The 25676-nt window shown below is 74.3% G+C and carries 22 protein-coding genes; 13 read left to right on the forward strand and 9 right to left on the reverse strand.

Annotated elements, in window-relative coordinates; translation table 11 throughout:
* Positions 1–57: 57 nt before the first annotated feature.
* From ACZ4UX_RS01480 to ACZ4UX_RS01520, 9 genes are all read left to right on the forward strand, one after another.
* Positions 58–2259: a DNA polymerase III subunit gamma and tau gene (locus ACZ4UX_RS01480; RefSeq protein WP_465704820.1), complete on the forward strand. Its 2202-nt coding sequence runs from the start codon at positions 58–60 to the stop codon at positions 2257–2259.
* Positions 2260–2484: 225 nt separating this feature from the next.
* On the forward strand, positions 2485–2826 hold the full coding sequence (locus tag ACZ4UX_RS01485; RefSeq protein WP_329488611.1) for a YbaB/EbfC family nucleoid-associated protein: 342 nt from the start codon (positions 2485–2487) through the stop codon (positions 2824–2826).
* A 187-nt stretch (positions 2827–3013) separates the two neighbouring features.
* A complete protein-coding gene (gene recR, locus ACZ4UX_RS01490) occupies positions 3014–3613 on the forward strand; it encodes a recombination mediator RecR (RefSeq protein ID WP_329488609.1) in 600 nt (199 codons plus the stop codon).
* A complete protein-coding gene (locus ACZ4UX_RS01495; protein WP_329488607.1) occupies positions 3606–4316 on the forward strand; it encodes a DUF5063 domain-containing protein in 711 nt (236 codons plus the stop codon). Before recR ends, ACZ4UX_RS01495 begins: the two co-directional genes overlap by 8 nt.
* Positions 4317–4690: 374 nt before the next feature.
* Positions 4691–5971 (forward strand): aspartate kinase, encoded by a 1281-nt coding sequence (locus ACZ4UX_RS01500; protein ID WP_329488605.1) that lies wholly within the window; start codon positions 4691–4693, stop codon positions 5969–5971.
* Positions 5968–7020, forward strand: coding sequence for an aspartate-semialdehyde dehydrogenase (locus ACZ4UX_RS01505; protein WP_465704823.1), 1053 nt, complete (start codon positions 5968–5970; stop codon positions 7018–7020). Before ACZ4UX_RS01500 ends, ACZ4UX_RS01505 begins: the two co-directional genes overlap by 4 nt.
* A gap of 474 nt (positions 7021–7494) precedes the next feature.
* On the forward strand, positions 7495–8040 hold the full coding sequence (locus ACZ4UX_RS01510; protein ID WP_329492163.1) for a SigE family RNA polymerase sigma factor: 546 nt from the start codon (positions 7495–7497) through the stop codon (positions 8038–8040).
* Positions 8033–9442 carry a hypothetical protein gene (locus tag ACZ4UX_RS01515; RefSeq protein WP_465704825.1) on the forward strand — a complete coding sequence of 470 codons (1410 nt, stop codon included), beginning with the start codon at positions 8033–8035 and terminating at the stop codon, positions 9440–9442. The genes ACZ4UX_RS01510 and ACZ4UX_RS01515 overlap by 8 nt, the downstream gene beginning before the upstream one ends.
* A gap of 124 nt (positions 9443–9566) precedes the next feature.
* Complete coding sequence (locus tag ACZ4UX_RS01520) at positions 9567–10370, forward strand: SURF1 family protein (RefSeq protein WP_465704827.1); 804 nt, start codon at positions 9567–9569, stop codon at positions 10368–10370.
* A 134-nt stretch (positions 10371–10504) separates the two neighbouring features.
* Here ACZ4UX_RS01520 and ACZ4UX_RS01525 read toward each other — a convergent pair whose 3' ends face one another.
* From ACZ4UX_RS01525 to ACZ4UX_RS01540, 4 genes are all read right to left on the reverse strand, one after another.
* Positions 10505–11119 (reverse strand): hypothetical protein, encoded by a 615-nt coding sequence (locus tag ACZ4UX_RS01525; RefSeq protein ID WP_465704829.1) that lies wholly within the window; start codon positions 11117–11119, stop codon positions 10505–10507.
* A gap of 17 nt (positions 11120–11136) precedes the next feature.
* Positions 11137–13017: a S9 family peptidase gene (locus ACZ4UX_RS01530; RefSeq protein WP_465704831.1), complete on the reverse strand. Its 1881-nt coding sequence runs from the start codon at positions 13015–13017 to the stop codon at positions 11137–11139.
* Between the two features lie 82 nt (positions 13018–13099).
* Positions 13100–14584, reverse strand: coding sequence for an MFS transporter (locus tag ACZ4UX_RS01535; protein ID WP_465704833.1), 1485 nt, complete (start codon positions 14582–14584; stop codon positions 13100–13102).
* 128 nt (positions 14585–14712) lie between these two features.
* Positions 14713–15090, reverse strand: a complete 378-nt coding sequence (locus ACZ4UX_RS01540; protein WP_465704835.1) for a nuclear transport factor 2 family protein — start codon at positions 15088–15090, stop codon at positions 14713–14715.
* Positions 15091–15244: 154 nt separating this feature from the next.
* On the opposite strand from ACZ4UX_RS01540, the gene ACZ4UX_RS01545 reads away from it, so the two are divergent.
* The 3 genes from ACZ4UX_RS01545 (at position 15245) to ACZ4UX_RS01555 (ending at position 18805) form a co-directional block, all read left to right on the forward strand.
* Positions 15245–18043: a helix-turn-helix transcriptional regulator gene (locus ACZ4UX_RS01545; protein ID WP_465704837.1), complete on the forward strand. Its 2799-nt coding sequence runs from the start codon at positions 15245–15247 to the stop codon at positions 18041–18043.
* A 30-nt stretch (positions 18044–18073) separates the two neighbouring features.
* Entirely contained in the window at positions 18074–18214 is a 141-nt protein-coding gene (locus ACZ4UX_RS01550; RefSeq protein WP_465704839.1) for a hypothetical protein, read from the forward strand.
* Between the two features lie 225 nt (positions 18215–18439).
* The gene (locus ACZ4UX_RS01555) at positions 18440–18805 is read left to right on the forward strand and encodes a MerR family transcriptional regulator (protein WP_352290564.1); all 366 of its coding nucleotides are present in this window, start codon (positions 18440–18442) and stop codon (positions 18803–18805) included.
* Positions 18806–18880: 75 nt separating this feature from the next.
* Here ACZ4UX_RS01555 and ACZ4UX_RS01560 read toward each other — a convergent pair whose 3' ends face one another.
* The 4 genes from ACZ4UX_RS01560 to ACZ4UX_RS01575 all read right to left on the reverse strand — a co-directional run bounded on the left by ACZ4UX_RS01560 (position 18881) and on the right by ACZ4UX_RS01575 (position 22948).
* The gene (locus ACZ4UX_RS01560; RefSeq protein WP_352290566.1) at positions 18881–20029 is read right to left on the reverse strand and encodes an IS701 family transposase; all 1149 of its coding nucleotides are present in this window, start codon (positions 20027–20029) and stop codon (positions 18881–18883) included.
* Between the two features lie 251 nt (positions 20030–20280).
* A complete protein-coding gene (locus ACZ4UX_RS01565) occupies positions 20281–21120 on the reverse strand; it encodes a TetR family transcriptional regulator (RefSeq protein WP_465704841.1) in 840 nt (279 codons plus the stop codon).
* Positions 21121–21341: 221 nt separating this feature from the next.
* A complete protein-coding gene (locus ACZ4UX_RS01570; protein ID WP_465704843.1) occupies positions 21342–22325 on the reverse strand; it encodes an NAD-dependent epimerase/dehydratase family protein in 984 nt (327 codons plus the stop codon).
* Positions 22322–22948: a ScbR family autoregulator-binding transcription factor gene (locus tag ACZ4UX_RS01575; protein WP_329488588.1), complete on the reverse strand. Its 627-nt coding sequence runs from the start codon at positions 22946–22948 to the stop codon at positions 22322–22324. Before ACZ4UX_RS01575 ends, ACZ4UX_RS01570 begins: the two co-directional genes overlap by 4 nt.
* A 121-nt stretch (positions 22949–23069) precedes the next feature.
* Between ACZ4UX_RS01575 and ACZ4UX_RS01580 the strand changes: the two genes are divergently transcribed.
* Positions 23070–24017, forward strand: a complete 948-nt coding sequence (locus tag ACZ4UX_RS01580; protein WP_465704845.1) for a ScbA/BarX family gamma-butyrolactone biosynthesis protein — start codon at positions 23070–23072, stop codon at positions 24015–24017.
* Between the two features lie 250 nt (positions 24018–24267).
* Here ACZ4UX_RS01580 and ACZ4UX_RS01585 read toward each other — a convergent pair whose 3' ends face one another.
* Positions 24268–25620, reverse strand: coding sequence for an EVE domain-containing protein (locus ACZ4UX_RS01585; RefSeq protein ID WP_465704847.1), 1353 nt, complete (start codon positions 25618–25620; stop codon positions 24268–24270).
* Positions 25621–25676 lie beyond the last annotated feature (56 nt).

Consider the following 25676-nt stretch of genomic DNA (forward strand, 5'->3'; position numbering starts at 1 on the left):
GGCGGGGGCCGTTGAGGGGCGACGCGTTTGTCGGCTCGTCCCGATATCGTCGGTGGTGTGTCCCTAGCCCTGTACCGCCGCTATCGCCCCGAGACTTTCGCCGAGGTCATCGGGCAGGAGCACGTGACCGCTCCGCTCCAGCAGGCCCTGCGCAACAACAGGGTCAACCACGCCTACCTGTTCAGCGGCCCGCGCGGCTGCGGGAAGACGACGAGCGCGCGCATCCTGGCCCGCTGCCTGAACTGTGCGCAGGGGCCGACGCCGACGCCGTGCGGTGAGTGCCAGTCCTGCCGTGACCTGGCGACGGGCGGGCCCGGTTCGATCGACGTCATCGAGATCGACGCCGCCTCGCACGGTGGTGTGGACGATGCCCGTGAGCTGCGGGAGCGCGCGTTCTTCGCGCCGGTGCACAGCAGGTACAAGATCTTCATCCTGGACGAGGCGCACATGGTGACCTCGGCCGGCTTCAACGCGCTGCTGAAGGTGGTGGAGGAGCCGCCGGAGCACCTCAAGTTCATCTTCGCGACCACGGAGCCGGAGAAGGTGATCGGGACGATCCGCTCCCGGACGCACCACTACCCGTTCCGGCTGGTGCCGCCCGGCACGCTGCGCGACTACCTGGCGGAGGTCTGCGGCCGGGAGCAGATCCAGGTGGAGGACTCCGTCTTCCCGCTGGTGGTCCGGGCCGGGGCCGGGTCGGTGCGTGACTCGATGTCGGTGATGGACCAGCTGCTCGCCGGTGCGACCGAGGGCGGTGTGACCTACCAGATGGCCACCGCGCTGCTCGGGTACACGGACTCCGCGCTGCTGGACGAGGTGGTGGACGCCTTCGCGGGGCAGGACGGCGCGACGGTGTTCCAGGTGATCGACCGGGTGGTCGAGGGCGGGCACGATCCGCGCCGGTTCGTGACGGACCTGCTGGAGCGGCTCCGGGACCTGGTGATCCTGGCCACGGTGCCGGACGCCGGGGAGAAGGGGCTGATCGACGCCCCGGCGGACCGGGTCGCGGTGATGCAGGCGCAGGCGGACGCGTTCGGCGCGGCCGAGCTCAGCCGGGCCGCGGACATCGTCAACACCGGGCTGACCGAGATGCGCGGGAACGCGGCGCCCCGGCTGCAGCTGGAGCTGATCTGCGCCCGGGTGATGCTGCCGGGCGCGTACAGCGACGAGCTGTCGTTGCAGGCGCGGCTGGACAAGCTGGAGCGCCGGGCGGCCACCGGCGGCTTCGCGGCCCCGATGCAGGCTCCCGTCATGCAAACTCCCGCCATGCAGGCTCCCGCCGTGCAGCCCCCGATGCAGACCCCTGTGATGCACGCGCCTGCCCCGCAGGCTCCCGCCGTGCAGGCCCCCCAGGCGGAGGCCGTCCCAGTGCAGGCGCCGGTAGCGCCCGCGGCCCCGGCGCAGGAGGCCGCCGCGCCGGCAGCGCCCGCGCCGGGTGCGTGGCCGATCCCGCGCAGCTTCTCCCCGGGCGGGGGTGCGCCCGCTCCGGTGGCGGCGCCGCCCGTGCAGCAGGCTCCCGCGCCGGTCCAGGCCGCCCCGGTGGCCGCGCCCGCCCCCGCTCCGGCCGCCGCGCCCGGCGGCGGGCAGCCGTCGGGCGCCGCCCAGCAGGGGGCCGGGCAGGTCCGGCAGATGTGGCCGCAGATCCTGGAGGCGGTGAAGAACCGCCGCCGCTTCACCTGGATCCTGCTCAGCCAGAACGGCCAGGTGGCCGGGTTCGACGGCAGCGTGCTCCAGGTGTCCTTCATCAACGCGGGCGCGCGGGACAGCTTCGTCAGCAGCAACAGTGACGACGTACTGCGCCAGGCGCTGGCGGACGCGCTCGGTGTGGACTGGCGGATCGAGTGCATCATCGACCCGTCGGGCGGCTCCGGCGGGACCGGCGGCGCCGGGGGCGGGAATCCCGGCGGCAGCGGCTCCGGCAACCCGGGCAGCCCCGGTGGTTCCACCGGCGGCTGGGGGGCCCCACCGGCGCGTCCGGCGGCGCCCGCGCCTGCGGTTCAGGCCGCTGCGCCGGCGCCCGTACCGGCGCCCGCGCCGATGGCCACGCCCCCCGCGATGCCGCCCGCGCCGGTACCTCCGCCGGTGCAGGCCCCGTCGGCTCCGCCGGCCGGGCGCCCGGCGCAGTCGGTCGCGCTGGAGGACGACATCCCGGAGGAGGACGATCCGGAGCTCAAGGAGGAGACGTTCTCCGGCCAGGAGCTGATCATCCGCGAGCTGGGCGCGACGGTGCTGCAGGAGATCCGCCACGGCGGGAACTGACCGGCGGACGGGCGGCGCGCCGGCAGGGGGCGGCCGGTGAGTCGGCGGCCCGAGCGGGACCCGGCCGGTGACCGATCGGACGCCCGGCACCGGTAGCACGTAGGCTCGGTGCGACGACGCGGCGACGTCCGCGCGACGCCCGGCCGGCACGGCCGGCGGCGCGGTCGGCGCAGGCGTGCCAGGACGAAGCGAAGCACGACGGACGCAGAACGCAAGGAGTGAGCCGTGTTCCCCGGTGGTGGCCAGCCCAACATGCAGCAGCTGCTCAAGCAGGCGCAGAAGATGCAGCAGGACCTCGCCCAGGCGCAGCAGGAGCTGGCCGAGACGAAGGTGAACGGTTCGGCGGGCGGTGGCCTGGTCGAGGCCACCGTGACCGGCGCCGGTGAGCTGGTGGCCCTGGCCATCGCGCCGGCCGCCGTCGACCCGGAGGACACCGAGACCCTGGCCGACCTGATCCTCGCGGCCGTCCGGGACGCCAACCAGGCGGCGCAGAAGCTGCAGGCCGAGCGGATGGGCCCGCTGACCCAGGGCCTGGGCGGCGGCGGAATCCCCGGTCTGCCGTTCTGACCTGGTCGGATGGCCGAATCGGGGCGGAAAGACCGAAGTCATGAAGGTCTGAAGTTCGGATAACAGACCTGTGTGATTTATGCGGGAGTAGGGCGTCGGGCGGTGTGCCCGGCGCCCGATTCGTTGGATGATGGCACCGGGACATCGGGCAACCGGTGCACCACAGACCCCTGAGGGAAGGCGCGACGTGTACGAGGGCGTGGTTCAGGACCTGATCGACGAACTGGGCAGGCTGCCCGGCGTCGGGCCCAAGAGCGCGCAGCGGATCGCCTTCCACATCCTGCAGGCAGACCCCACCGACGTCCGCCGGCTGGCGCACTCGTTGCTGGAGGTCAAGGACAAGGTCCGGTTCTGCGCGACCTGCGGCAATGTCGCGGAGGCCGAGCAGTGCCGGGTCTGTCTCGACCCGCGCCGCGACCTCGCGGTGATCTGCGTGGTCGAGGAGCCCAAGGACGTCGTCGCGATCGAGCGCACCCGCGAGTTCCGCGGCCGGTACCACGTACTGGGCGGCGCGATCAGCCCGATCGAGGGCGTCGGCCCGGACGACCTGCGGATCCGCGAGCTGCTGGCGCGCCTCGCGGACGGCACGGTCACCGAGCTGATCCTTGCCACCGACCCCAACCTGGAGGGGGAGGCGACCGCCACCTATCTGGCCCGGCTCTGCAAGCCGATGGGCCTGAAGGTGACCCGGCTGGCGAGCGGTCTGCCCGTCGGCGGGGATCTGGAGTACGCGGACGAAGTGACCCTCGGCCGCGCCTTCGAAGGGAGACGACTGCTCGATGTCTGACCGGACGATCAACCAGCAGCCCCACACGCCCCACCAGGCAGGCCCGCAGCAGGACCGGCCCGCCCCGCACGTCCATGCGCACGGCTCGGAGCCGGACGACTTCGCGGTGCAGATCGCGGACTCGGTGGAGAGCTTCGTACTCGCCGTCACCGAGGTCGCCAAGGGCGACGAGCCCGGCAGCGCCGTCTCGCTGCTCCTCCTGGAGGTCTCGCAGCTGCTGCTGGCCGGCGGTCGGCTCGGCGCGATCGAGGACGTCGTCCCGGAGGACCGCTTCGAGCCCGACACCGGTCCGGAGCCGGACAGCGAGCAGCTGCGCGAGCGGCTGGCCGTGCTCCTCGCGCCGATCGACGTCTACCACGAGGTCTTCGACCCGTACGGGCCGCCGGAGAAGCCGAACGCCTTCCGGATCTCGGACGACCTCGCCGGCGTGGTCAGTGAGCTCCAGCACGGGCTCACCCACTACCGCGAGGGGCGGGTCAGCGAGGCGCTCTGGTGGTGGCAGTTCTCGTACCTCTCCAACTGGGGCACGACCTGCTCGGCGGTGCTGCGGGCGCTGCAGTCGCTGATCGCCCACGTCCGGCTGGACAGCCCGATCGGGGCGGTGCCGGACGGTGCGGACACCGACGACGACGGGCTCACCGACGAGCAGCTGGAGCAGCAGGCCGGCGACCTGATGGCGGCCGAGCTGGGCCTGGGCAGGTAGCAGACCGGGCAGCCGTACGACGGGCGGCACGAGCGGTGCGGGCAGCACAGGCGCACGGTGACGGGCAGCCCCGGAGGCGGGGAACGGGCGGGAACGGACTGTGACGGACGCCTCAGGGATTCCGGTGGAAGGGAAAACCCCGGGGCCGCCGTCCGTTCGTCCGCCGATTCTCCGGGGCCGCACCGGAAAGCCCGCAGACCTGCCGGTCGCCACCTCCGAACCGCCGCCCACCTGCTGAAACGGGCGTCTCATCATATGGAAAGCGGCAGTCGGGGCACCCCCGCTCGGTAGACTGGCGCGGACCGCACAACCCCCGCCACCCGGGGGTGCGGGGGCCCAGAGCCCCCGGAAACGACACAAGTCGAGGAGCGCACGTGGGCCTTGTCGTGCAGAAGTACGGCGGCTCATCCGTTGCGGATGCCGAGGGCATCAAGCGCGTGGCCCGTCGAATCGTTGACGCCAAGAAGGCCGGCCATGAGGTCGTCGTCGTGGTGTCCGCGATGGGCGACACGACGGACGAGCTCATCGAACTCGCGGAGCAGGTGTCACCCCTCCCTGCCGGCCGTGAGTTCGACATGCTGCTGACCGCTGGAGAGCGCATCTCCATGGCGCTGCTGGCCATGGCGATCAAATCCCTGGGTCACGAGGCCCAGTCCTTCACGGGCAGCCAGGCCGGTGTCATCACCGACTCCGTCCACAACAAGGCGCGCATCATCGACGTGACGCCGGGCCGCATCCGCACCGCCCTGGACGAGGGCAACATCGCGATCGTGGCCGGATTCCAGGGCGTCTCGCAGACCGGCAAGGACATCACCACGCTCGGTCGCGGCGGCTCGGACACCACCGCCGTCGCCCTCGCCGCGGCCCTCCGGGCCGAGGTCTGCGAGATCTACACCGACGTGGACGGCGTGTTCACCGCCGACCCGCGGGTGGTGAAGAAGGCCCGCAAGATCGACTGGATCGCCTACGAGGACATGCTGGAGCTGGCCTCGTCCGGCTCCAAGGTGCTGCTCGACCGCTGCGTGGAGTACGCGCGGCGCTACAACATCCCGATTCACGTACGCTCGTCCTTCTCGGGTCTTCCCGGGACGATCGTCAGCAACGACAACCCGAACCAGCCCGAAGGGGGCGAGATGGAGCAGGCCATCATCTCCGGAGTCGCCCACGACACTTCCGAGGCCAAGGTCACGGTCGTCGGCGTGCCGGACAAGCCGGGCGAGGCGGCGCGCATCTTCCGCGCCATCGCCGACGCCGAGGTCAACATCGACATGGTGGTGCAGAACGTCTCGGCCGCCGCGACCGGGCTGACCGACATCTCCTTCACGCTGCCGAAGACCGAGGGCCAGAAGGCCATCGACGCGCTCGGCCGGGTCAAGGAGGGCATCGGCTACGAGTCGCTGCGCTACGACGACGCGATCGGCAAGATCTCCCTGGTCGGCGCCGGCATGCGCTCCAACCCGGGGGTCACCGCGACCTTCTTCGAGGCGCTCTCCGAGGCCGGCGTCAACATCGAGCTGATCTCCACCTCGGAGATCCGCATCTCGGTCGTCACCCGGGCCGACGACGTCAACGAGGCCGTGCGCGCCGTCCACAGCGCCTTCGGGCTGGACAGCGAGTCGGACGAGGCGGTCGTCTACGGAGGCACCGGGCGATGACCCGCCGGCCGAACCTCGCCGTCGTCGGCGCCACCGGCGCGGTCGGCGAGGTGCTGCTCGGCCTGCTCTCCCTCCGTCAGGACATCTGGGGCGAGGTGCGCCTCGTCGCCTCCCCGCGCTCGGCCGGCCGCAAGCTGACCGTGCGCGGGGAGTCCGTCGAGGTGCTCCCGCTCACCGAGGAGGCCTTCGAGGGGATCGACGTCGCGCTGTTCGACGTGCCCGACGAGGTCTCCGCCCGGTGGGCACCGATCGCCGCCGCCAAGGGCGTCGTGGTGGTCGACAACTCCGGCGCGTTCCGGATGGACGGGGACGTCCCGCTGGTCGTCCCCGAGGTCAACGCGGCGGCGGCCCGGATGCGGCCGCGCGGCATCGTGGCCGGTCCCAACTGCTCCACGCTGGCGATGATCGCCGCGATCGGCGCGCTGCACGCCGAGTACGGGCTCAGCGAACTGGTGATCGCCTCCTACCAGGCGGCCTCCGGCGAGGGCCGCTCCGGGGTGGACGCGCTGCGCGCCCAGGTCGCGCTGGTGGCGGGCACCGAGGTCGGCGAGCAGACCGGCGACCTGCGTGCCGTGATCGCCGACAACGGCCCGTTCGCCGCCCCGCTGGCGCTCAACGCGGTGCCCTGGGCGGGCGCGCTGATGGACGGCGGCTGGTCGTCCGAGGAGCTGAAGCTCCGCGACGAGTCGCGCAAGATCCTCGGCCTGCCGGCCCTGCGGGTCTCCGCGACCTGCGTCCGCATCCCGGTGGTGCGTACCCACGCGCTGGCCGTGCACGCGGTCTTCGAGCGCGAGGTCACCCAGGAGCACGCCCAGCAGATCCTCCGTGACGCCCCCGGCGTGGTGCTGTACGACGACCCGGCGGCCGGGGAGTTCCCCACCCCGAACGACGTGGTCGGCACCGATCCGGTCTGGGTCGGGCGGGTGCGGCGGGCGCTGGACGACCCGGCGGCGCTGGACCTGTTCCTCTGCGGTGACAACCTGCGCAAGGGCGCGGCGCTCAACGCCCTGCAGATCGCCGAGCTGGTGGCGGGCGAACTCCTTGTCTGACGCGCCGTGGGCCGGGGCGGGGCCGCGAGGCGCCTGACGGCCGGGCGGAGCCGGGTGACGCCGGACGACGCGGGGGGCCGGATGAACCGTCGGAGCGGGACCGACCGTGAGACCGGTAGGGGCCGGGGACGGGAATGGATCGTGTCCCTCCGTAAGGCCCCAAGGATGGGAGCGGGACCGGGGCGGGACCGGACGGGCTCCGAAAGCGGCGAGAACCGTGAGACGTCGTGAGATTCCGTGCGCCTTCTGCGGTCCTTCGGAGGTCACTTGCCCAATCCGCCGGAATCCCCTGGAGCGGGCCGCCGCCCGTACGCGAGAATGCTCCGTGGGCTGGGGCAACCATGACAGGGGATCGAGTGTCCAACGGGCGTGGCGAACGTGATGGTGGGGGCAGGGGCGGGCATCTCGGCAGCGGCCGTGGTGACGTTCTCGCCGCGTGCCCAGCGACCTGCGGATAGGCCGGAAGACAGCCAGATGACGGCGGTCGCACCCGGCACGGCGGGCTCCGGCGCCGGTACCGGCGCGGGTACCAGCGAGGACCTGCTCACCGAGACGTACCAGGCCCACTACCGCTCCCTGTTGCGGCTGGCGGCGCTGCTCCTCGACGACCTCTCGACCTGTGAGGATGTGGTCCAGGAGGCGTTCATCCGGGTGCATTCGGCACGCCGCCGGGTGCGTGAGCCGGAGAAGACGCTCGCCTACCTGCGGCAGACCGTGGTCAACCTGTCCCGCTCCACGCTGCGACGGCGGATCCTCGGCCTGCGGCTGCTGCCGAAGCCGATGCCTGACATGGCCAGTGCAGAAGAAGGAGCCTACGATGCGCTGGAGCGCGACCAGTTGAAGGCCGCGCTGCGTGGTCTGCAACGTCGTCAGCGGGAGGTTCTGGTGCTCCGTTACTTCGTGGACATGACGGAGGCACAGGTCGCGGATACCTTGGGCATCTCGCTCGGCTCGGTGAAGGCCTACGGCTCGCGAGGGATCGCCGCGCTGCGGGTCCAGATGGAGGCCGGGCATGGCTGACGACCGGATCGGTACGGGCGGTGGCCCGGACGGGAACGGCCCGACGGCGCAGAGCCCGACGGCGCAGGGCCCGAGAGCGGACGGTCCTGACGTGCGCGGGCCGAAGGCGCCCGGCCCGAAGGCGCTGGGCCCGGACGCGCTGGGCCCCCACGCGCTCGCCCCGAAGCCCGACGGGCCGCCCACCGACAGGCTCGACACCGACGAGCTGCTGGTCCGCGTGCTGCTGCAGCGCGCCGTGGCCGAGGTGCAGCCCGACCCCGCCGGACTGCACCGGATCCGCCGCGCGGTACCCCGGCGGCGGGCGGCCCGGCGCGGCGCCTGGACGGCGGCCGCCGCACTGGCGGTCGCGGTGGCGATCGGCCTGCCGGCCCTGCACGACGACGACCACCTCGGACTCTCCGGCGGCCCCGGCACCCCCGGCGCGTCCGGCGCGACGCCCTCGGCCACCGTCGAGGGCGGCACGGCCGGCACCGACGCCGCGGGCCCGAACGCGCTGCCGCACCCCGAGGCCAGTGGTTCACCAGGCGCCGGCAGCCCGTCCGGCGCGGCGAGCACCACGCCGCGCCCGGGAGCCAGCAGCGCCGACGCCGGGGCGGGCGCGTCCGCCCCGCCCAGCGCCTCCAGCACCGGCGGGGGCGACGACGCGCCCGTACCGCTCTGCCTCCGGGGCGACCTCGGGCAGGGGACGGCCAGGGTCGGCGCGGCCGACGGCGACGGGCGGATCTACGGGTACTTCGCGGTGGTCAACACCTCCGCGCACACCTGCCGGCTCGGCGGGCCGGGTTCGGTCGCGGTGACCGGGGCCACCGGGACGGACCAGTCCCGGATCCGGGTGACCGACCACACGGCGGACGATCCGGCGACCGACCTGCCCGCCCCGCGACCGGGCGGCGGGGACGGTCCCGGGCTGCTCCTTGCACCGCAGGCCGCCTACCGGGTGGACTTCGGCTGGGTGCCGGACGGCGGCGGCTGCCGGACCGCGGGCGGCGTCTCGCCCAGTGCGACGGCCGGCCGGAGCGGTCCGGGCAGCTCCGGTTCGGGCGGCGCCCAGGCGTTGCGGTCCGGCGGACCGGGCGGCTCGGCCGCGGGCTCCGGCACGGGCGGCGTCGCCCCGGCGATCGGAGCCTCGGCGGCACCGACCGGGGCGCCCCCGGCGTCCACCACCCCGACGGCGGGCCCGACCGCGGCGCCGAGCCCCTCGGCCACCCCGACCTCCGGCCCCACCGCGCCGCCGGCCGGCGTCACCCTCGCGCACACCCCGGCGCCGGGCAGCCCGAGCGCCGCCTCCGTCGTCCTGCCGGGGGCCTGCTCGGGCACGGTCTACCGCACGGCGCCGCAGGCCGTCGCGGCGCCCTCCCCGACCGGGACCTCGGCGCCGTCCACCTCGCCGTCCTCCGACTGACCCCGCCGCCGGGCGCCGGCCCACGCGTGCGGGCCCCGGCCGCGGTGCCCGGCCCCGGTCGGGGCGGGCGTGGCGGGGGCCCCTGTGGTCAGGCGGGGTGTGAGGACTGGTTACCGTGGGGGGTGTGTACCGGTTCCTCCTCACTCCGCGCTGGCTGAGCGGCACCGCGCTGGCCGTCGCGGCCGTGGCGGTGTGCGTCTGGCTCGGCTCCTGGCAGCTCGGCCGGTTCGAGGACAAGGTCTCCTCGCACCAGGAGATCAGCAAGGCGGTGGACGACGCCGGCACGGCCGCGCCGCTCGGCGAACTGCTCGGCCCCGACCGGCCGCAGGTCACCACCGACACCGTCGGCCGGGCCGTGACGGTGTCCGGGACCTTCGACCAGGAACACCAGCTGCTCGTACCCAACCGGGTGCTGGACGGCAAGCAGGGCTACTACGTGCTCACCCCGCTGCGCACCGACGACGGCCGGATCGTCGCGGTGGTGCGCGGCTGGGCGCCGGGCACGCCCGCCGAGGGCGCGGCCGCCACGGCGCTGCCGCCGGTCGGCGAGGTCACGGTGGCCGGGCGGTTGCAGGCCGGCGAGAGCAGCGGCAGCGGCGGCGCCGTGGCCGGCGGGCTCCCGGCCGGACAGCTCGGCACGATCAACAAGGCCTCGCTCGTCAACAAGCTCTCCTACGACGGCTGGTACGACGGCTGGTACGACGGCTGGGTGTCCTCGGACACCGTGCCGGCGGGACTGACCCCGGTGCCGACCGTGCAGCCGCAGGGCGGCGACGGCCTCAGCCTGCGGGCGTTCCAGAACCTCGGGTACACCCTGGAGTGGTTCGTCTTCGGCGGCTTCGTCGTCTTCATGTGGTTCCGCCTGGTGCGACGCGAGGCGGAGGCCGCGCAGGACCGGGCCCTCGGGCTGGACCCGGTCCTGGAGTAGCCCCGGCCGGGGTGCGGGCGGCCGCCCGGGGCGGGTTCGGCGCTCCGGACGCCGGGCTCAGCCCTCCGGACCCAGCTCGCCGGGCGCGGGGCTGAGCGCTCCGGACGCCGGGCTCAGCCCCCCGGACGCCGGGCTCAGCGCGAGGGCTTCGCCGGCGGGACGGCCGGTTTGGGCGGCAGAACGGGCGCCGTCGGCACGGCCGGCGTCGGGTGCGGGGTCGCCGCGGGCGGGGACCAGGGCGTGCCGGACGGGGTCGAGGACGGCGAGACCGTCGGGGGCGGGTTGCCGCACCGGCTGCCGCCGCTCCCGCTGCCGCTGTCGTCGTCCGAGTCGTAGTGGTCGGTGTGGTGGCGGGTGCTGCGCCCGCTCTTGGAGCTCTTCGACCCCTTGGACCCGGACGACTTCGACCCGGACGACTTGGACGAGGCGAGCACGACCGCCCCGTCACCGGCGGCGGCCCGCGTGACGTCCGTGACGGCCGTGACGGCCGTGACGTCCGTGACGTCCGCACCTGACGCACCCGACGCACCCGACACGCCCACCGCGACGTCGGCCGCGCGGGAGACCGCCCGGACGGCCGGGCCCGCCGCCGCCCCGGCCGCGGCCGCCGTCGCGGTGGCCGTCGCCGTCGCCGTGGCGGTCGCCGTCGGCCGGCTGGACGGCGACAGCGGCGGCGGGCAGGCCGCGTCGCTGCCGTCCTGACCCGAGCAGCCGGTGAGCGCGAGCGCCCCGGCCACCCCCACCCCCATGAGCGTCAGCCGACGTCTCACCCCTTGCCCCCGTCGCTCGGCTCGCCCTGACCCGCCCCGGCGCTCCCCGCGCCCAGGTGCCGCCGGACGAAGTCGATCTCCAGCCGCAGCTGCTTGATCCGCTCCTCCACCACCAGCGAGCCGTGCCCGGCGTCGTACCGGTAGACCTCGTGCGGCCGGCCCAGCTGCTCCAGCCGCTCCACGTAGTTCTCGATCTGCCGGATCGGGCAGCGCGGGTCGTTCACCCCGGCGCTGATGTAGACCGGCACCCGGACCCGCTCGACGTAGGTCAGTGGCGAGGAGGCGGTCCAGCGCTCGGGCACCTCGGTCGGTGTGCCGCCGAAGAGCGTGCGGTCCAGGGACTTCAGCGCCTCCATCTCGTCGTCGTACGCCGTCAGGTAGTCGGCGACCGGGACGGCGGCGACGCCGAGGGTCCAGTTCTCCGGTTGCACGCCGAGGCCGAGCAGGGTGAGGTAGCCGCCCCACGAGCCGCCGGTGAGCACCAGCCGCTCCGGGTCGGCGAGCCCGCTCGCGACCGCCCAGGCGCGGACGGCGGCGATGTCCTCCAGCTCGATCAGGCCGACCCGCTCGTGCAGCGCGTCCGTCCAGGCCTGGCCGTAGCCGGTGGAGCCGCGGTAGTTGACCCGGACCACCGCGAAGCCGTGGTCCAGCCAGGCGGCCGGGCCGGCGGCGAAGGAGTCGCTGTCGTGGTGGGTCGGTCCGCCGTGGACGTCGAAGACGGTCGGGAACGGGCCGTCGCCGACCGGGCGCTGGACCAGCGCGTGCACCCGGCCGCCCGGGCCGTCCACCCAGACGTCCTCGACCGGGACCGAGCCCGGCGGCACCGGGCCCGGCGCCCGCAGGACGACCGTGCCGGCGGTGGACCGGACGGCGGACGGCTCGGCGGCGGAGGACCAGAGGAACTCCACCGTGCCGTCCGGGCGGGCGGTCGCGCCGCCGACGGTGCCGCGCGGGGTCTCCAGCCGGGTCAGTACCCCGGTGTCGAGGGCGTACGAGAACAGCTCGCTGCGCGCCTCGTACTCGTGCTCGACCAGCAGCGCGCGGGCGTCGGGGCGCCACTGGGCGGAGACGTCGCCGGGCAGCTCGCGGCCCTGCTCGTCGCGGAGCGCCAGCGCGGTCTCGGCCCCCGTCGCCACGTCCCAGATCATCGGCTCCCAGCGGCCGGTGCGCTGGTGGGCGACCAGCAGCCGGGTGTCGCCGTCGACCGGTGCGAAGCCGAGGCAGGCGATGCCGCGCGGCTCCGGGTGCCCGGTGACCTCGTCCAGCTCGGCGACGGTCGCGCCGTCGGCGAGCCGGACGACCCGCAGCGCCGAGTGCATCGCGTCGCCGTGCTCGGTGTGGTCGATGGCGAGCAGCGCGCTGTCGTAGCTGAGGTCGCCGATGCCGCCGTACTCCTCGTGGCGGTAGATCTCCACCGTCTCGGCCGCGCCCGGGCGGCGCAGGTGGAGGGTGGTGCCGTGCTCGTCGGTGGAGCGGCCGACCACGACCGTGCCGTCCCGGCCGAGGGCGAGGCCCGCGGAGTAGGAGGCGGCCAGGCCGGGCACGGCCTCCTCGTCGGGAGAGCCGGCGCCGTCCTCCGGGCGGCCGGCGAACGGCTGGCGGCGCCAGATCCCGAACTCGTCGCCGTCGTTGTCGTCGAACCACCAGATCCACGCGCCGTCGGGCGACAGCTCGGCGTCGGTGGTGCCGTTCGGCCGGTCGGTGACCTGCCGGTGGGTGTCGGTGGCGCGGTCCCAGGCGTACACCTCGTAGGTACCGGTCGCGTTGGACACGTACAGCGACCGGTCGGGGGCGTCCTCCGCCCAGTCCGGGAGGGAAACCCTGGCTGCCCTGAACCGCTGCTCCCACGCCGGTACGGCGCTCTTCTCCTCGCTCATCCACCCATCCAACCCGATCGGGGGGAGTGAACGGAACGGGCGGGTGGACCGGGACCGGTCCACCCGCCCTGCCGCGCTCCCCTCAGGGCGTCCGGCGGGGCAGCAGCTGCACCAGGCCCACCAGCAGCAACTCCAGCACCGCCAGCGCGGCGACGCAGCGCTCCAGGGCGGTGACCGGATCGCCGGCGCCGTAGTGGACGATCCCGATCAGCGCGATCCCGAGCGCCCCGGCGACCTGCTGCACGGTGGCCAGCAGCCCCGCGGCCGACCCGACCAGCCGGGGCTCGACCGAGGCCAGCACGACGCTGGTCACCGGGGCGATCACCAGCCCCATCCCGAGACCGTCCACGAACAGGCCCGGCGCCAGCCACCAGACGCCGCCGGTCGTCCCACCGGCGTGGACGGCGAGGCCGAGCAGGCCCAGCCCGCCGGCCATCAGCAGCCCGCCGAGCGCGATCGCCTGGCGGCCGAGGCGGGCGGCGACGCGGTGCGCCGTGGTGGAGGTGAGCAGGTAGCCGGCGCCGATCGCGGTGAAGACCAGGCCGGAGCCGAGGGCGTCCAGGCCGCGGCCCTGCTGCAGGTGCAGGGCGAGCACCAGGAAGAACGACGCCTGGCCGAGCCAGAAGGCGAGCTGGGCGAGCAGCCCGGCGGCGAAGGCCCGGCTCCGGAAGAGGCCGGTGTCGACCAGCGGTGTCCCGGTGTGCCGGTGCTGGTGGACGGCGAAGCCGGCGAGCAGGGCGAGGGCGGTGCCCAGGCAGAGCCAGGTCCAGAGCGGCCAGCCGGCCTCGCGGCCCTGGATCAGCGGCAGCACCAGGCCGGTCAGCGCGACGGTGACGAGCAGGACGCCCACCGGGTCCAGCCCGGGGCGGTGCGGGGCGCGGGACTCCGGCAGGCAGCGGCGGACCAGGCCCAGCGCGGCCAGGCCGACCGGCAGGTTGAGCAGGAAGCAGCTGCGCCAGTCCAGGCCGAAGAGGTCCGCGCGGATCAGCGCGCCGCCGATCAGCTGGCCGAACACCGCGCCCACGCCCATCGTCAGCCCGTACATCGCGAACGCCCAGGCCTGCGCCGCACCGCTGAACGCGGTGCGCAGGATGGCCAGCACCTGCGGGCCCATCAGTGCCGCCGCCAGCCCCTGCGCGATCCGGGCACCGACCAGGGCGGCGGCGGTCGGGGCCAGGCCGCAGCCGGCAGAGGCGAGCGTGAACAGGGCCAGGCCGAGGGCGAACACCCGGCGCCGCCCGTAGCGGTCGCCCAGCCGGCCGGCGGTGATCAGCCCGGCGGCCAGCGCCAGGGCGAAACCGGCGATCACCCACTGGACGGCGGCCGGGCCGGCGCCCAGGTCGGCCTGGACGGACGGGACGGCGACGTTCACCACGAAGACGTCGAGGGCGGTCATGAAGGTGGCGGTCAGGACGACCGGCAGCAGGCCCCGGGTGGCCGGCTCCCCGGCCCCGGCCTCGTCCGCAGCCCCGGCCGTGACCGTGACCGGGCTCGTGGGCAGGGCGGTGCGGGTGGGCGGTGCGGTGCTCGTACGCAGGTCGGTACGCGTGGGCGGGGCGGTGCTCATCGCGGGCTCTCCTCGGCGGAGTCGGGAGCGGTTTCGGGAGCGGGGCGGGGATCGGGCGTGGGTGCGCACGAGGTCGGCCGGGCGAGGGGGCGGGTGCGTCGCCCGCCCCCGCCGCCTCCTCCGGCGGCTCAGGCGCCCGGGACGCGGTCCAGGAAGCCGTACACCGAGGCGATCCGGCCGTCCGGCCCGGCGACCAGCACGTCGAACCCGACCACCAGCGCCTCCCCGCCCGCCGGTCCGAGGTTCCAGGTGAACCGGGCGATGTCGTGGTGCGCGTCGACCGGGCCGAGGGTGAACTCCAGGCCGGGGAACTGCGCCTGGGCCGCGCCGATCAGGGCATCGACGCCGTCCCGGCCGGTGACGGCGGCCAGCGGGTCGGTGTAGCTGCCGTCCTCGGCCCACACCTCGTCGACCAGCTTGCGGCGGGCGGCCGGGTCGGTCTCGTTCCAGGCGGCGAGGTAGCGCTCGGCGAGCCGGTGGAGGTCGGTCACCTGAATGTCGTTCATCGTCTTCTCCCGTGTCCTGCTGGGTGGTTCGGCGGGTCGTTCCCGCTGCTCACGAAGGTACGGACGACGCCCGGTGGGCGAATCCGTCACGGATAGGTAGGGGAGCGGGCGCACCGCCGGGGCCGTAGGTAGGCCACGCCAGTAGGGTCGGAGGATGGGGATGCTCTACGGGCGGGAACAGGAGCAGGCCGTCGTCGACGCGCTGCTCGACGGCGCGAAGGCGGGCCGCAGCGGGGTGCTGGTGCTGCGCGGCGAGCCGGGGATCGGCAAGACCGCACTGCTGGAGTACGCGGTGGCGGCGGGCGGCGGCGCGTTCCGGGTGATCCGGGCGACCGGCGTCGAGTACGAGGCCGAACTCCCGTTCGCCGGGCTCAGTCTGCTGCTCGCCCCCGGGCTGGACCGGCTCGCCGCCCTGCCTGGTCCGCAACGGCGTTCCCTGGAGGGCGCGTTCGGCCTGGGGGACGCCGCCGCACCGGCCGGGCCGGGCGGCGACCGGCTGCTCACCGGTCTCGCGACGCTCGGCCTGCTCGCCGAACTCGCCTCCGACCAGCCCCTGTTGTGTGTCGTCGACGATGTGCAGTGGCTGGACCGGGCCTCGCTGGACGCCCTGCTGCTCGCCGCCCGCAGGCTCCAGGCGGAGGGCGTCGCCCTCCTGCTCGCCACCCGGGACGCGGGCGCCTCCGGCACCTCCGGCGACGGTCTGCCGCCGACCGGCCTGCCCGAACTCCGGCTGGCCGGGCTCGCCGAGCCCGCCGCCGCCCTGCTGCTCGACGCCCGCACCGCGTCGGCGCTGACCGGCGACGTCCGCCGCAGGATGCTCGCCGAGTCCGCGGGCAACCCGCTGGCGCTCACCGAACTGCCCGTCCCGGTCGAGGGATCCGCCGCCGACCGGGCGGGGGCGGCCTCCGGCGGGCTGGCGCTCACCAGCCGTCTGCAGATCGCCTTCCACGGCCAGGTCACCGGTCTGCCGCCGGCCACCCAGACCCTGCTGCTGGTCGCCGCCGCCGAGGAGAACGGTGACCTCGACGTCGTGCTGGCGGCCGCGGCCGCCCTCGGCGTGAGCGCCGACCACCTCGCCCCCGCCGAGGAGGCGGGCCTGGTCGCCCTGGGCACCGACCGCCGCCTCGCGTTCCGGCACCCGCTGCTGCGCGCCGCGATCCTGCAACGCGCCCCGATACAACAGCGTCTGACGGTCCACCGGGCCATCGGCGGAGCCCTGGAGAACGGCGACCGCCGGACCTGGCACCTGGCCCTCGCCGCCACCGCACCCGACGCCGACCTCGCCGACGCCCTGGAGCGCACCGCCGTCAGCGCGGAGACCAGGGGCGCGCACGGCGGCGCCGCCGCCGCGTACGAGCGCGCCGCCCGGCTCACCCCCGACCGCGACGGCGCCACCCGGCGCCTGGTGCTGGCGGCCGAGGCCGCCACCGAGGAGGGCAAGCTGGCACAGGCCGAGGCGCTCGCCGAGCAGGCCGGAGCCCGGACGGACAGCGTCTTCGCGCACGCCCTGCTGGACCAGGTCCGGGCCACCGCGCACTTCTGGCGCGGCTCCTACCCGGCGGCCTACCGGCTGCTGCTGGACGCGGCCGGCACGGACATCGAGGCGCCGCACGCCGCCCGGATGCTGCTCCAGGCCTTCCACGCGGCCTGGTACGCCGGCGAGGGGCCGGTGGTCGCTGTGCTCGACCGGCTCGCCGCGCTCCCGCTGGCCGAGGGGGATCCGCTCACTCCGCTCGCCCGTCACCTGTCGGCGGCCGTCCTGCCCGCGCTGGGCCGCCCGGCCCCGCCGCTGCCGGCCGCCCGCGACACCGCGGCGGCGGCCCGTCGGGCGGGCGCCGAGACGCCGAGCGACCTGGTCCAGCTCTGCGGGGTGACGCTGGTCCTCGGCCGGGACGCCGAAACGGTGGAACTCGGCGCCGAACTCGTCGCCGAGGCCCGGGCCAAGGGCACTGTCGGGGCGCTGCCCACGCTGCAGTTCTTCCTCGCCGAGGCGGAGCTGTTCCACGGGCGGCACCGCGACGCCGAGGTCACCGCCTCCGAGGCCCTGGCCCTGGCCCGGGACACCGGCCAGCACCAGTGGGTCAGCCAACTCAGCGCCCTGCTCGGCTTCCTGGCCGCGCTGCGCGGCGCGGAGCAGGAGTGCGCCGCGCTCACCGCGACCGCGCGGACGGCGACGGCGCTCACCCATACCAACACCGGGACGGGGCCCGGCGGCGGCGAACCCGCGCCCGCGCCCGGGGAGCCCTGGGCCCAGTGGGCGCTCGCCCTGCTCGACCTCGGCCGGGGCCGCGCCGCCGACGCCGCCGAGCGCCTCCAGGCGCTCACCACCGGCCCCTACCGCCACCACGTGGGCGCCACCCGGGCCGTCCCCGACCTGGTCGAGGCCGCCGTCCGGCTGGGCACCCCGGAGCGGGCCGCCGAACCGTACGAGCGCTTCGCCCGCTGGGCCGGCGCCGCCGCCGTGCCGTGGGCCGAGGCGCTGCGGCTGCGCTGCCAGGCACTGCTCGGGCCGGACGAACTCGCCGAGTCCGCCTACCGCGCGGCCCTCGACCTCCACGACGGCACCCACCGCCCCTTCGAGCAGGCCCGCACCGCGCTGCTCTACGGCGAGTGGCTGCGCCGCGAACGCCGACGCACGGACGCCCGCCCGCACCTGCGCGCCGCCCTGGAGACCTTCGAACTGCTCGCCGCCCACCCGTGGGCCGACCGCGCCCGCACCGAACTCACCGCCACCGGAGCCGGCGCCCCGGCCCCCGCCGACGCCCCGGTGGGGCCCCTGGCCACCCTCACCCCGCAGGAACTGCAGATCGTCCGGCTGGCGGCGCGGGGGCTCACCAACCGCGACATCGCGGCCCAGCTCTTCCTCAGCCCGCGCACGGTCGGCCACCACCTCTACAAGGCCTACCCCAAGCTCGGCGTCACCGCCCGCACCGACCTCCCGGACCTCCTCTGACGCTGCCCCCGCAGACCGGCGACGGCCGACGTGCCGGCAACTCGTCGGCGCCGCCGCTCCCGGCTCGGCAACGCGGAGCAGGCGGGGATCTTCCGCCCGAGCAGCCGGACCTTCGCGCTGAGCAACGCGTACGCGGGGCAGGCGGATTCGGTGTTCCAGATCCTCGGCTGACGGATCGGCGCAGGCGCGAACGGTGGGCCGGGCGACCGGGACGGAGAGCGGTGCCCGTCCCCGGCCACCCGGCCCTCTCCGCTGTCCGGCCGTCATCCCCCCATCGGTCCGACGGATCGTCAAATCATTTGCGCTGCAGCAAAGTCGGTGGCCCGCTCCGGTGTTCCCTGCGGCGTTACACTCACCGTCGGTGGGCGATGCGCGGCCGCGCGTTCGGAGGGTCACATGCGGATCGGTGAACTGTCGGCGCAGACCGGGGTCAGCGTCCGCCTGCTGCGGTACTACGAGGAGCAGGGGCTGCTGGAGAGCAGCCGGCGCGACGGCGGCCACCGCCGGTACGGCGCCGAGGCGCCGGTGGTCGTGCGCCGGATCCGGGCCCTGCTGGGCGCGGGGCTCTCGACCAGTGCCATCCGCGATGTGCTGCCCTGTGTGAGCGGTGAGAACACGGTGGACTCGTGCGTGCTGGAGGTGCTCGAAGACCGGCTGGCGGCGCTGGACCGGCAGTTGCTGGTCCTCGGGGCGAGCCGGGCCGCCCTGGCGGGCATGGTCGCGGCGGCCCGGGAGGCGGAGGCCGCGGCGCTGGTGGCGTAGGGCGCCGGCGCTCCCGGGGCCGGCCCGCTGCCGCGCGGGCGGCCGGCCCCGGGTGGGCGGCGGTCGGGGCGGGGGTCAGGCGGAGGTGCGGAACACCTCGCGAGCCGGCGTGCCGGTCAGGTCCGGCCGGTCGTGGCCGAGCGCGTACGCGGCCGAGACCATCGTCATGTGGTGGTGCCAGCCGAGGTAGGAACGGCCCGAGAAGTCCAGCAGGCCGAAGTCGGCGCCCAGCCGGTCCACGGCGTCCCGGGTGGTCGCCGCGGTGCCGAGCAGGGCGAGCACGGCGGGAGCGTCCTCGCTGAGGTTGGTCAGCCAGTACCGCCGGTCCCTGCCGCCGCGGGCGTCCTGCACCCAGAGCCGGTGGACGGGCGCGCCCTGGACGCCGGGCGTCAGGACCGGGACGCAGCGCAGCGTCGGCTGCGGGGTGCCGGGCGTGCGCGGCCGCTGGCGCGGGAGGAGCGACTCGACCGGCACGGCGTCCTGCTGGATCCGGCCGAACCGCCCGGTGGTGGCCTGCAGGACGGGGCGGACGGCCTGGTGCGGCCGGGCCTCCAGCAGGTACGGGACGCCCCGGCGGGCGAGCGCCGACATCAGCGGCGGCAGGTCGTCGACCACCGTGAGGTCCGCGACCAGCGGGGCGACGGGGAGGTGGGCGGCCAGCCGGTCGACCATGTCGAGCACCGTCCGGTCGGCCGGGCGCGGGGTGACGGAGTCCGGGATCCGGGCGCGGACCCGGCGGTCCCGGTCCTCCGTCCAGTCGGCGTCGAGCAGCAGCGACCAGTCGACCGGTACGGCGTGCCGGTCGGTGGCGATGAACATCCCGGCCGCGGCCTGGCACTTGATGGTGCGGCCGAACTCCGGGACGAAGCGGCGGTGGACGCCGACCGCCTGGTCGCCCCGCTTGGGGATGACCGCCAGGGTGGCCGTCCAGGCCCGTACCGGGCGCGGGCCGGTGGTGGTGAGGCGGGCCAGGGTGCGGCGGGCCGGCCGCCAGTCCCACGGGCTGCCGTTGATGAACTGCTGCAGCGAGAGTGCGGCGGTCCGGCTCGTGGTCAGGCTGGTGGCCATGTTCGACAACGACTTGCGGCCCGGTGCGGCGAGCAGGCCGCGTAGATAGGCGTGGGCCCAGCGGCGTTGGTCTATCCGGGGCAGGTGGGCGAAGACCTGCTCGGCGAACCGGGAGACCGATGCTTCGCCGGCCGGCGGCAGGTGTTGCGCGTCCATGTGAGCTCCCCGGGATCGTGAGGTGCCGTGAATGCCGTCCCGGGAAGAATAGCGAACGATCGCTTTGTTTTGGGGGTCGAGGTGAGCGCTGGCACGATTCTGACAAGTTCGTATGCCGGGGTGTGTGCGCCCCGGCGCACACCTGCCATCGCAGGGCGCGGAGCATGGGGGTGCGCTGCTCCTGCGCCGGTACCACGCCGGTAGCGCGCCGGTGTCGAGCCCGGCCACGGGGCGCATACGGAGGGACGGCGTCAGGCCGAGGGACCGGCCAGCGTGCGGTGCCAGAGCCTGCGGAGCCGCTGCCGGAGCTCGTCCCCGGTGGGGGCGGTCGCCCCGCCCACCGGCACGACGCCGCGCCGCAGGGCCTCCGAGCCCACCACGAGGCAGTGCACCAGGATTTCGAGGTCCTGCGCATCGGCGGCCGCCGCCGGCGGGGCCACCACCCGGCCCCCGGGGCCCTGTCCGTCGGGGTCGCCCTGTGCTGCGGGGCCCAGTGCTGCGGGGCCCTGGGCTTCGAGGTCGTGCCGGGCCGCAGGGCCCTGCGGCCCGGAGCCGTTCGACCCGTCGGCCCGCGGCCCGGGGACGCCCGGCTGGTGCCGCGTCAGGTGCCCTCGCAGGACGGGGATCCAGCTGGCGTACCAGTTGTCGGCCGAGCCGGGCTGCTCCCAGGCCAGTCTGGCCGCCGCGCTGACGCTGGGCTCGTCCTGGAGCAGCCGGGTGAGCACGTCGGTCAGCCGCGCCACCTCGCCGGTGCCGCAGCCCGACGGGGCGTTGTCGGCCCCGCCGGGGCTGTCGCGGGCCGGAGGCCTACCGTCCGTTCTCCCCTCGCCCGCCGGGGCCCTGTCGCCCGCCGTGGCCCCGTCCTCCGCCGGGCCCCCGAGGGCGGCCCGGGTGAGCTCGACGGCGTCCGCGCGGACGGCGTCCGCCAGGCTGGCCTTGGTGGGGAAGTGGAAGGTCAGCGCGCCCATCGTGACCCCGGCCGCCCGGCTGACCCGGGAGAGCGAGGTGCCCGCGTAGCCGTGCTGGTCGAACTCGCCTGCGGCGGCCCGCAGCAGGGCCCGTCGGGTGTGCTGGGCGCGTTCCTGTTTCATCGCCCACCGCCGTCGGGGAGGGCTGCTCTGGCGCACCGGCCGAGCGTCGGCACCGGCTCCACGGCCTGGAGCGGGGGACTGACGAACCGCATGAGCGGGAGTGGCTCCTTCGAGCAGACGGAGCGGGGCGGGCGGAAGGCCGGGACCCCTGCGTCGGTCCGAGCCGATCCGACGGAGTCCCGACGCTACGCGGAGCGGGCCGCATACGCACCGCTCGGCCGTCATCCGCTTGCAGCTTTGGCAACTCCCTCGGAACTCCGTTCGGTGGCCGTGGCGTCCGTCCGCGCGAGGTGGTCCCGGTACCAGGGCGCGGCCGCGGCGAGCCGGTGCAGCGGTCCCGGTCCGGGATCGGTGCCGGTCGACCGCCAGATCTCCGTGCTGCGGTACCAGTGGTCCTGGGCCAGCAGCGCGAACTGCCGCTCGCTGAACGCCCCGGGCACCCGCCGCAGTTCGGCCAGGCAGCGCTCCCAGGGCCAGTCCTGGCCGGGGGCCGGGGGCAGTACCCCGTGCTCGGCCAGGGCGTCCAACAGGGCGCCGCTGCGGACGGGTTCGGGGTGGCCGGCGTGGTGGACCCCGCTCGGTGGCCGTTCCGGCCCGAGGGCCAGCCCGGCGACGAGCCGGGCCAGGTCCTCCACCGCGACCAGCGAGAGCAGGGCCGCGCCGCCGTCCCACCGGGCCGGCACCCGCCGGGTGAGTTCGGCCAGGCAGGGTACGACCCAGCGGTCCCCGGCGCCCAGCACCAGCGGCGCGCGCAGCACCACCGCGCCGGCGTCGAGCGCCGCGCGCTCCCCGATCAGCCTGGTCCGGCTGGCCGCCGAGACGGGCGCCGGCGTCACCCCGTCCACGTCGATGCCCCGGTGCGGGCCGGGGCCGTACACGGCGGTGGTGGAGAGGTGGACGATCCGCCCCACGCCCACCCGGGCGGCCTCCGCGAGCAGCGCCCGGGTGCCGAGCACGTTGACCGCCGCGCAGGCGTCCTCGTCACCGGAGACGGCGGCGGCGAGGTGGACCAGGACGTCGGCGCCCTCGGCCGCGCCGCGCAGCGTCGCCGGGTCGGTGAGGTCCGCCGCGACCCGGACCGTCCCGGGCGGCGCGGCGGAGCGGGCGACGGCCCGGATCACGCCGGTCTCCGGCCGGGCGCGCAGCGCGGCGAGCACCGCGGAGCCGATGAAGCCGCCGGCCCCGGTCAGCAGGATGCGCGTCACGCCCGGTGCCCGCGCTCCGCGAGGACGCCCCGCAAGGTCTTCACGACCGGCGCGGTCGCGATCCCGGGCAGCAGGTACCACCAGAGCCGGGCGATCCGCTCCGGCAGGTCGGCGCGGTTGCTGCGCAGGTGCGACATGACCTGGGTGCCGGTGTAGGCCCCGACCAGGACCTGGGAGAACTCCGCCGAGTCGACGTCGGGCAGCAGCTCACCGGCCTTGCGGGCCTCCTCCAGCTCGGCGCAGAACTGCTCGGCCCACATCTCGTACGGCCGGACGTCCCGCAGGCCGAGCTGGCCCTGCTCGACGGCGAGCGTGACGCCCGCGCGCAGCAGCACGTTCTCCCGCAGCTCGTCGGCCAGGTACAGGTTGAGGTCGAGGAGCTGACGCAGACCGGCCGGCCGGTCCGGCAGTTCCAGGTCGGCGGCCTGCTCGTCCATCACCGCCTTGGCCAGTTCCTCCTTCGACCGGAAGTGGAAGTACATTGCGCCTTGGGTGGTGCCCGCCTGTGTGATGATCTTGTTGACGCTTGAGCCGCTGAAACCGTACTCGTCGAAGACCTGTGCGGCGGCCCTCAGGATCGTCCCGCGGGTGCGTACGGCTCGGTCCTGCTTCGCTCGCGTCACAGTGACTCCAAACTCCTCGACAAACAAAAAGAACGACCTCTACGTTATTTGCAGCGGGGCCCGGCGTACACAACGGAGGCTCCACCAACCACGCCAGTGGCCATTCTGGGGGAGTGCACACATGTATCGCACAGACCACGGCAGCACCATGACTGCTGCGACCACCGTGCCCAAGGAACTCGTCCACAAGCGCGCGGCCGAAGAAGTGCTGCTGACCGGCTGGGAGACCACCGGCCCGGACGCTTACCGGGTGACCGCCCGCTGGCCCCGCGATCGCGCCGACAGCGGGCTCTACGACCCGATGCTGCTGGTCGAGACGGTCCGGCAGAGCTTCCCGCTGCTCTCCCACGCCGCCTTCGACGTCCCGCTCGGGCACCACCTCGTCTGGGACCGGTTCAGCTTCGCACTGGTCCCCGAGCTGCTCCTGGCCGACCGCCCCGCCGAGCGGGACGGCGACGAGATCCAGCTGGACGTGGTCTGCCAGGACGTGGTCCGCCGCGGCAACCGGGTCTGCGCCCTCACCCTCTCCTACATGGTGAGCCGGGCCGGCGAGCCGCTCGCCACCGCCCAGACCCGCTTCACCGTCCAGGCCCCGGCCATCTACCGGCGGCTGCGCGGGGACCACGCCGACGCCGCCACGGCGATGGCACGCGCCGTGCCGCCCGGGCCCCCGATACGCACCGCGAGACCCGATGCCACCACCTCGCAGGACGTCGCCCTCTCCGCCACCGACCACGCCCGGCGCTGGCAGCTGCGGGTCGACACCTCCCACCCGGTCTACTTCGACCACCCCGTCGACCACGCGCCCGGCGCCCTGCTCCTCGACGCCTGCCGCCAGGCCGCCCAGGCCCTCTGCTCCCCGGCCCCCGTCCTGGCGGTCGCCATGGAGTGCGTCTTCAGCAGCTACGTCGAACTCGACGAGCCCTGCCTGGTCGACGCCGCCCGCCTGGCCCGCGACCCGGCCGGCCGCGACCGCATCGGCGTGACCCTCCACCAGGGCCCCGACGGCGCCACCTCCTGCTCCACCGTCGTCACCGTCGTCCCCCACCCCGACGCCCCCACCCACTGACCCGCGGTAGCTGACGGTGGACTTCCGAGGGGCCAGCCAGAGCTATTCGGCTGGCCCCTCAGTCGTGGCGCAGCAGGACTTAAATTCGCAGGTCCTCATTCGGACCCAAGCGGACGCCTGTTCGCTTGATTTGGCGAATGGTGGCGCTGCACCATCGGGTGCTCAGCTCCGGAGCGAGCCGGCGTGTGTGGTTAGGAACCATCTCAGGGTTCGACGAGGGTCCGTCGTGGGGGAAGCGCGCCAGAATCCCCTACTCCCAGACCTTCGCGTCTGCTTCCGGCCATGCGAGAACCACCCCGGCCCGCTCGCAGATGCCCAACCAGCGTTCCTCCAACGGGGTCCGCTCCAGCCATAGCACCCCACGAACCTGCGGTGCACGCGCGCTGAGCTGGTCTACATAATCGAGCAACTGACCTATTCCAGTCCGCAATTGATGCGACTCATTCTCGGGGCGCAAGGACTTCACCTCGATCACCGTCAGCGTGTCCCCGTCGTGCCACGCAATGTCAAAGGCCGGGTCGGCCGGAGTCGGCGACAACGGTTTCATGCCACGGGCTTGCGCCTGCTTGGCGAGCGCATTCTGTAGTTCTCGATGCTTACTGAGGTTCCGACCCATCAATTCTGGGTCCGGAGAACTTGGGACGGCTTGTGCTGGCACGGTGGTCTCGTCTTCGACCCGATAGTCGCTGCCCACAGGTACGCCGGGGGCGGTTACCGCGGCCCCAACTCGGATGAGGTGAAAGTGGATGACCTTCCGCTCCGGGCCGCCGTTCGTGGACTTGGCGCGCCCCCATGAGTACGGCTCGTTGGGATCCAGGATCCACTCGCCGGCGTAACGGACAATGCCCCGGCTGCCAATGAACAGGCGAAGGTGCCGGCCGTCCTGGAGGTGATCCCGGATCGCCTTGTTCCCCTTGGTGAAGACCTGATCGCCGGTCTGCCCTTCACCGGTATAGCGGAAGTGGTCGTCAGACTCCCAAACATCGTTGTACCCGTGCTGCTCTCCTGTGCTGGCGTCCGTGAAGAACAGGACATTCCCGGACTGTTGCGACGGGCTGATCCCCCCTTGGCGGCTTCCCCCGTAGCGGTCGTGGAGTTCGACTCGACGAATCTCCTCGCCAGGCTGGAGGTGCCAGTCGTCGTCCTTAGCTACTGCGCTGCCAAGCCCTGAGCTCATGGCTCGCTCTGTCTCGGAGACCAGTGCCTCCCACTGGTCATCCGTGAGGCGATGAGGGTTCCCGGCAAAGGGTTGAGAGAGGATGCCGGCGCCGGTGAAGACGCTATTGCCCTTAAACCATGCTTGTGGGATGGGAGAGTTCAGCCACTTGCTGACCTTAAGTGCAACGGCGTTCCCGCCCCCAGGCGGCTCGGTCCAGTACTCATGGTCGGCTCCCTCGGCGTCAGTCCAGTGCGGTTCTCCAGAGAGCTCGCCGAGCGCTACAACGCCTCCTCCTGGACCGCTTATCCACAGCGCGAACGGATCGCCCTTCTGCATCTCCTTCAGGTGGCGCCGGACGGTCCACGAGTCCAACTCGGCGCCGGCCGCCCGAAGGTCATCGATGCGAAACTTCGCCGGGTTGCAGACCAGTACCCACGCTGTCATGGCTTCCCCTCCCCCAATGTCGTAGCCACAGCGTAGTCACGCGGCGCCGACTGCTC

The organism is Kitasatospora sp. NPDC028961 (assembly GCF_055564815.1).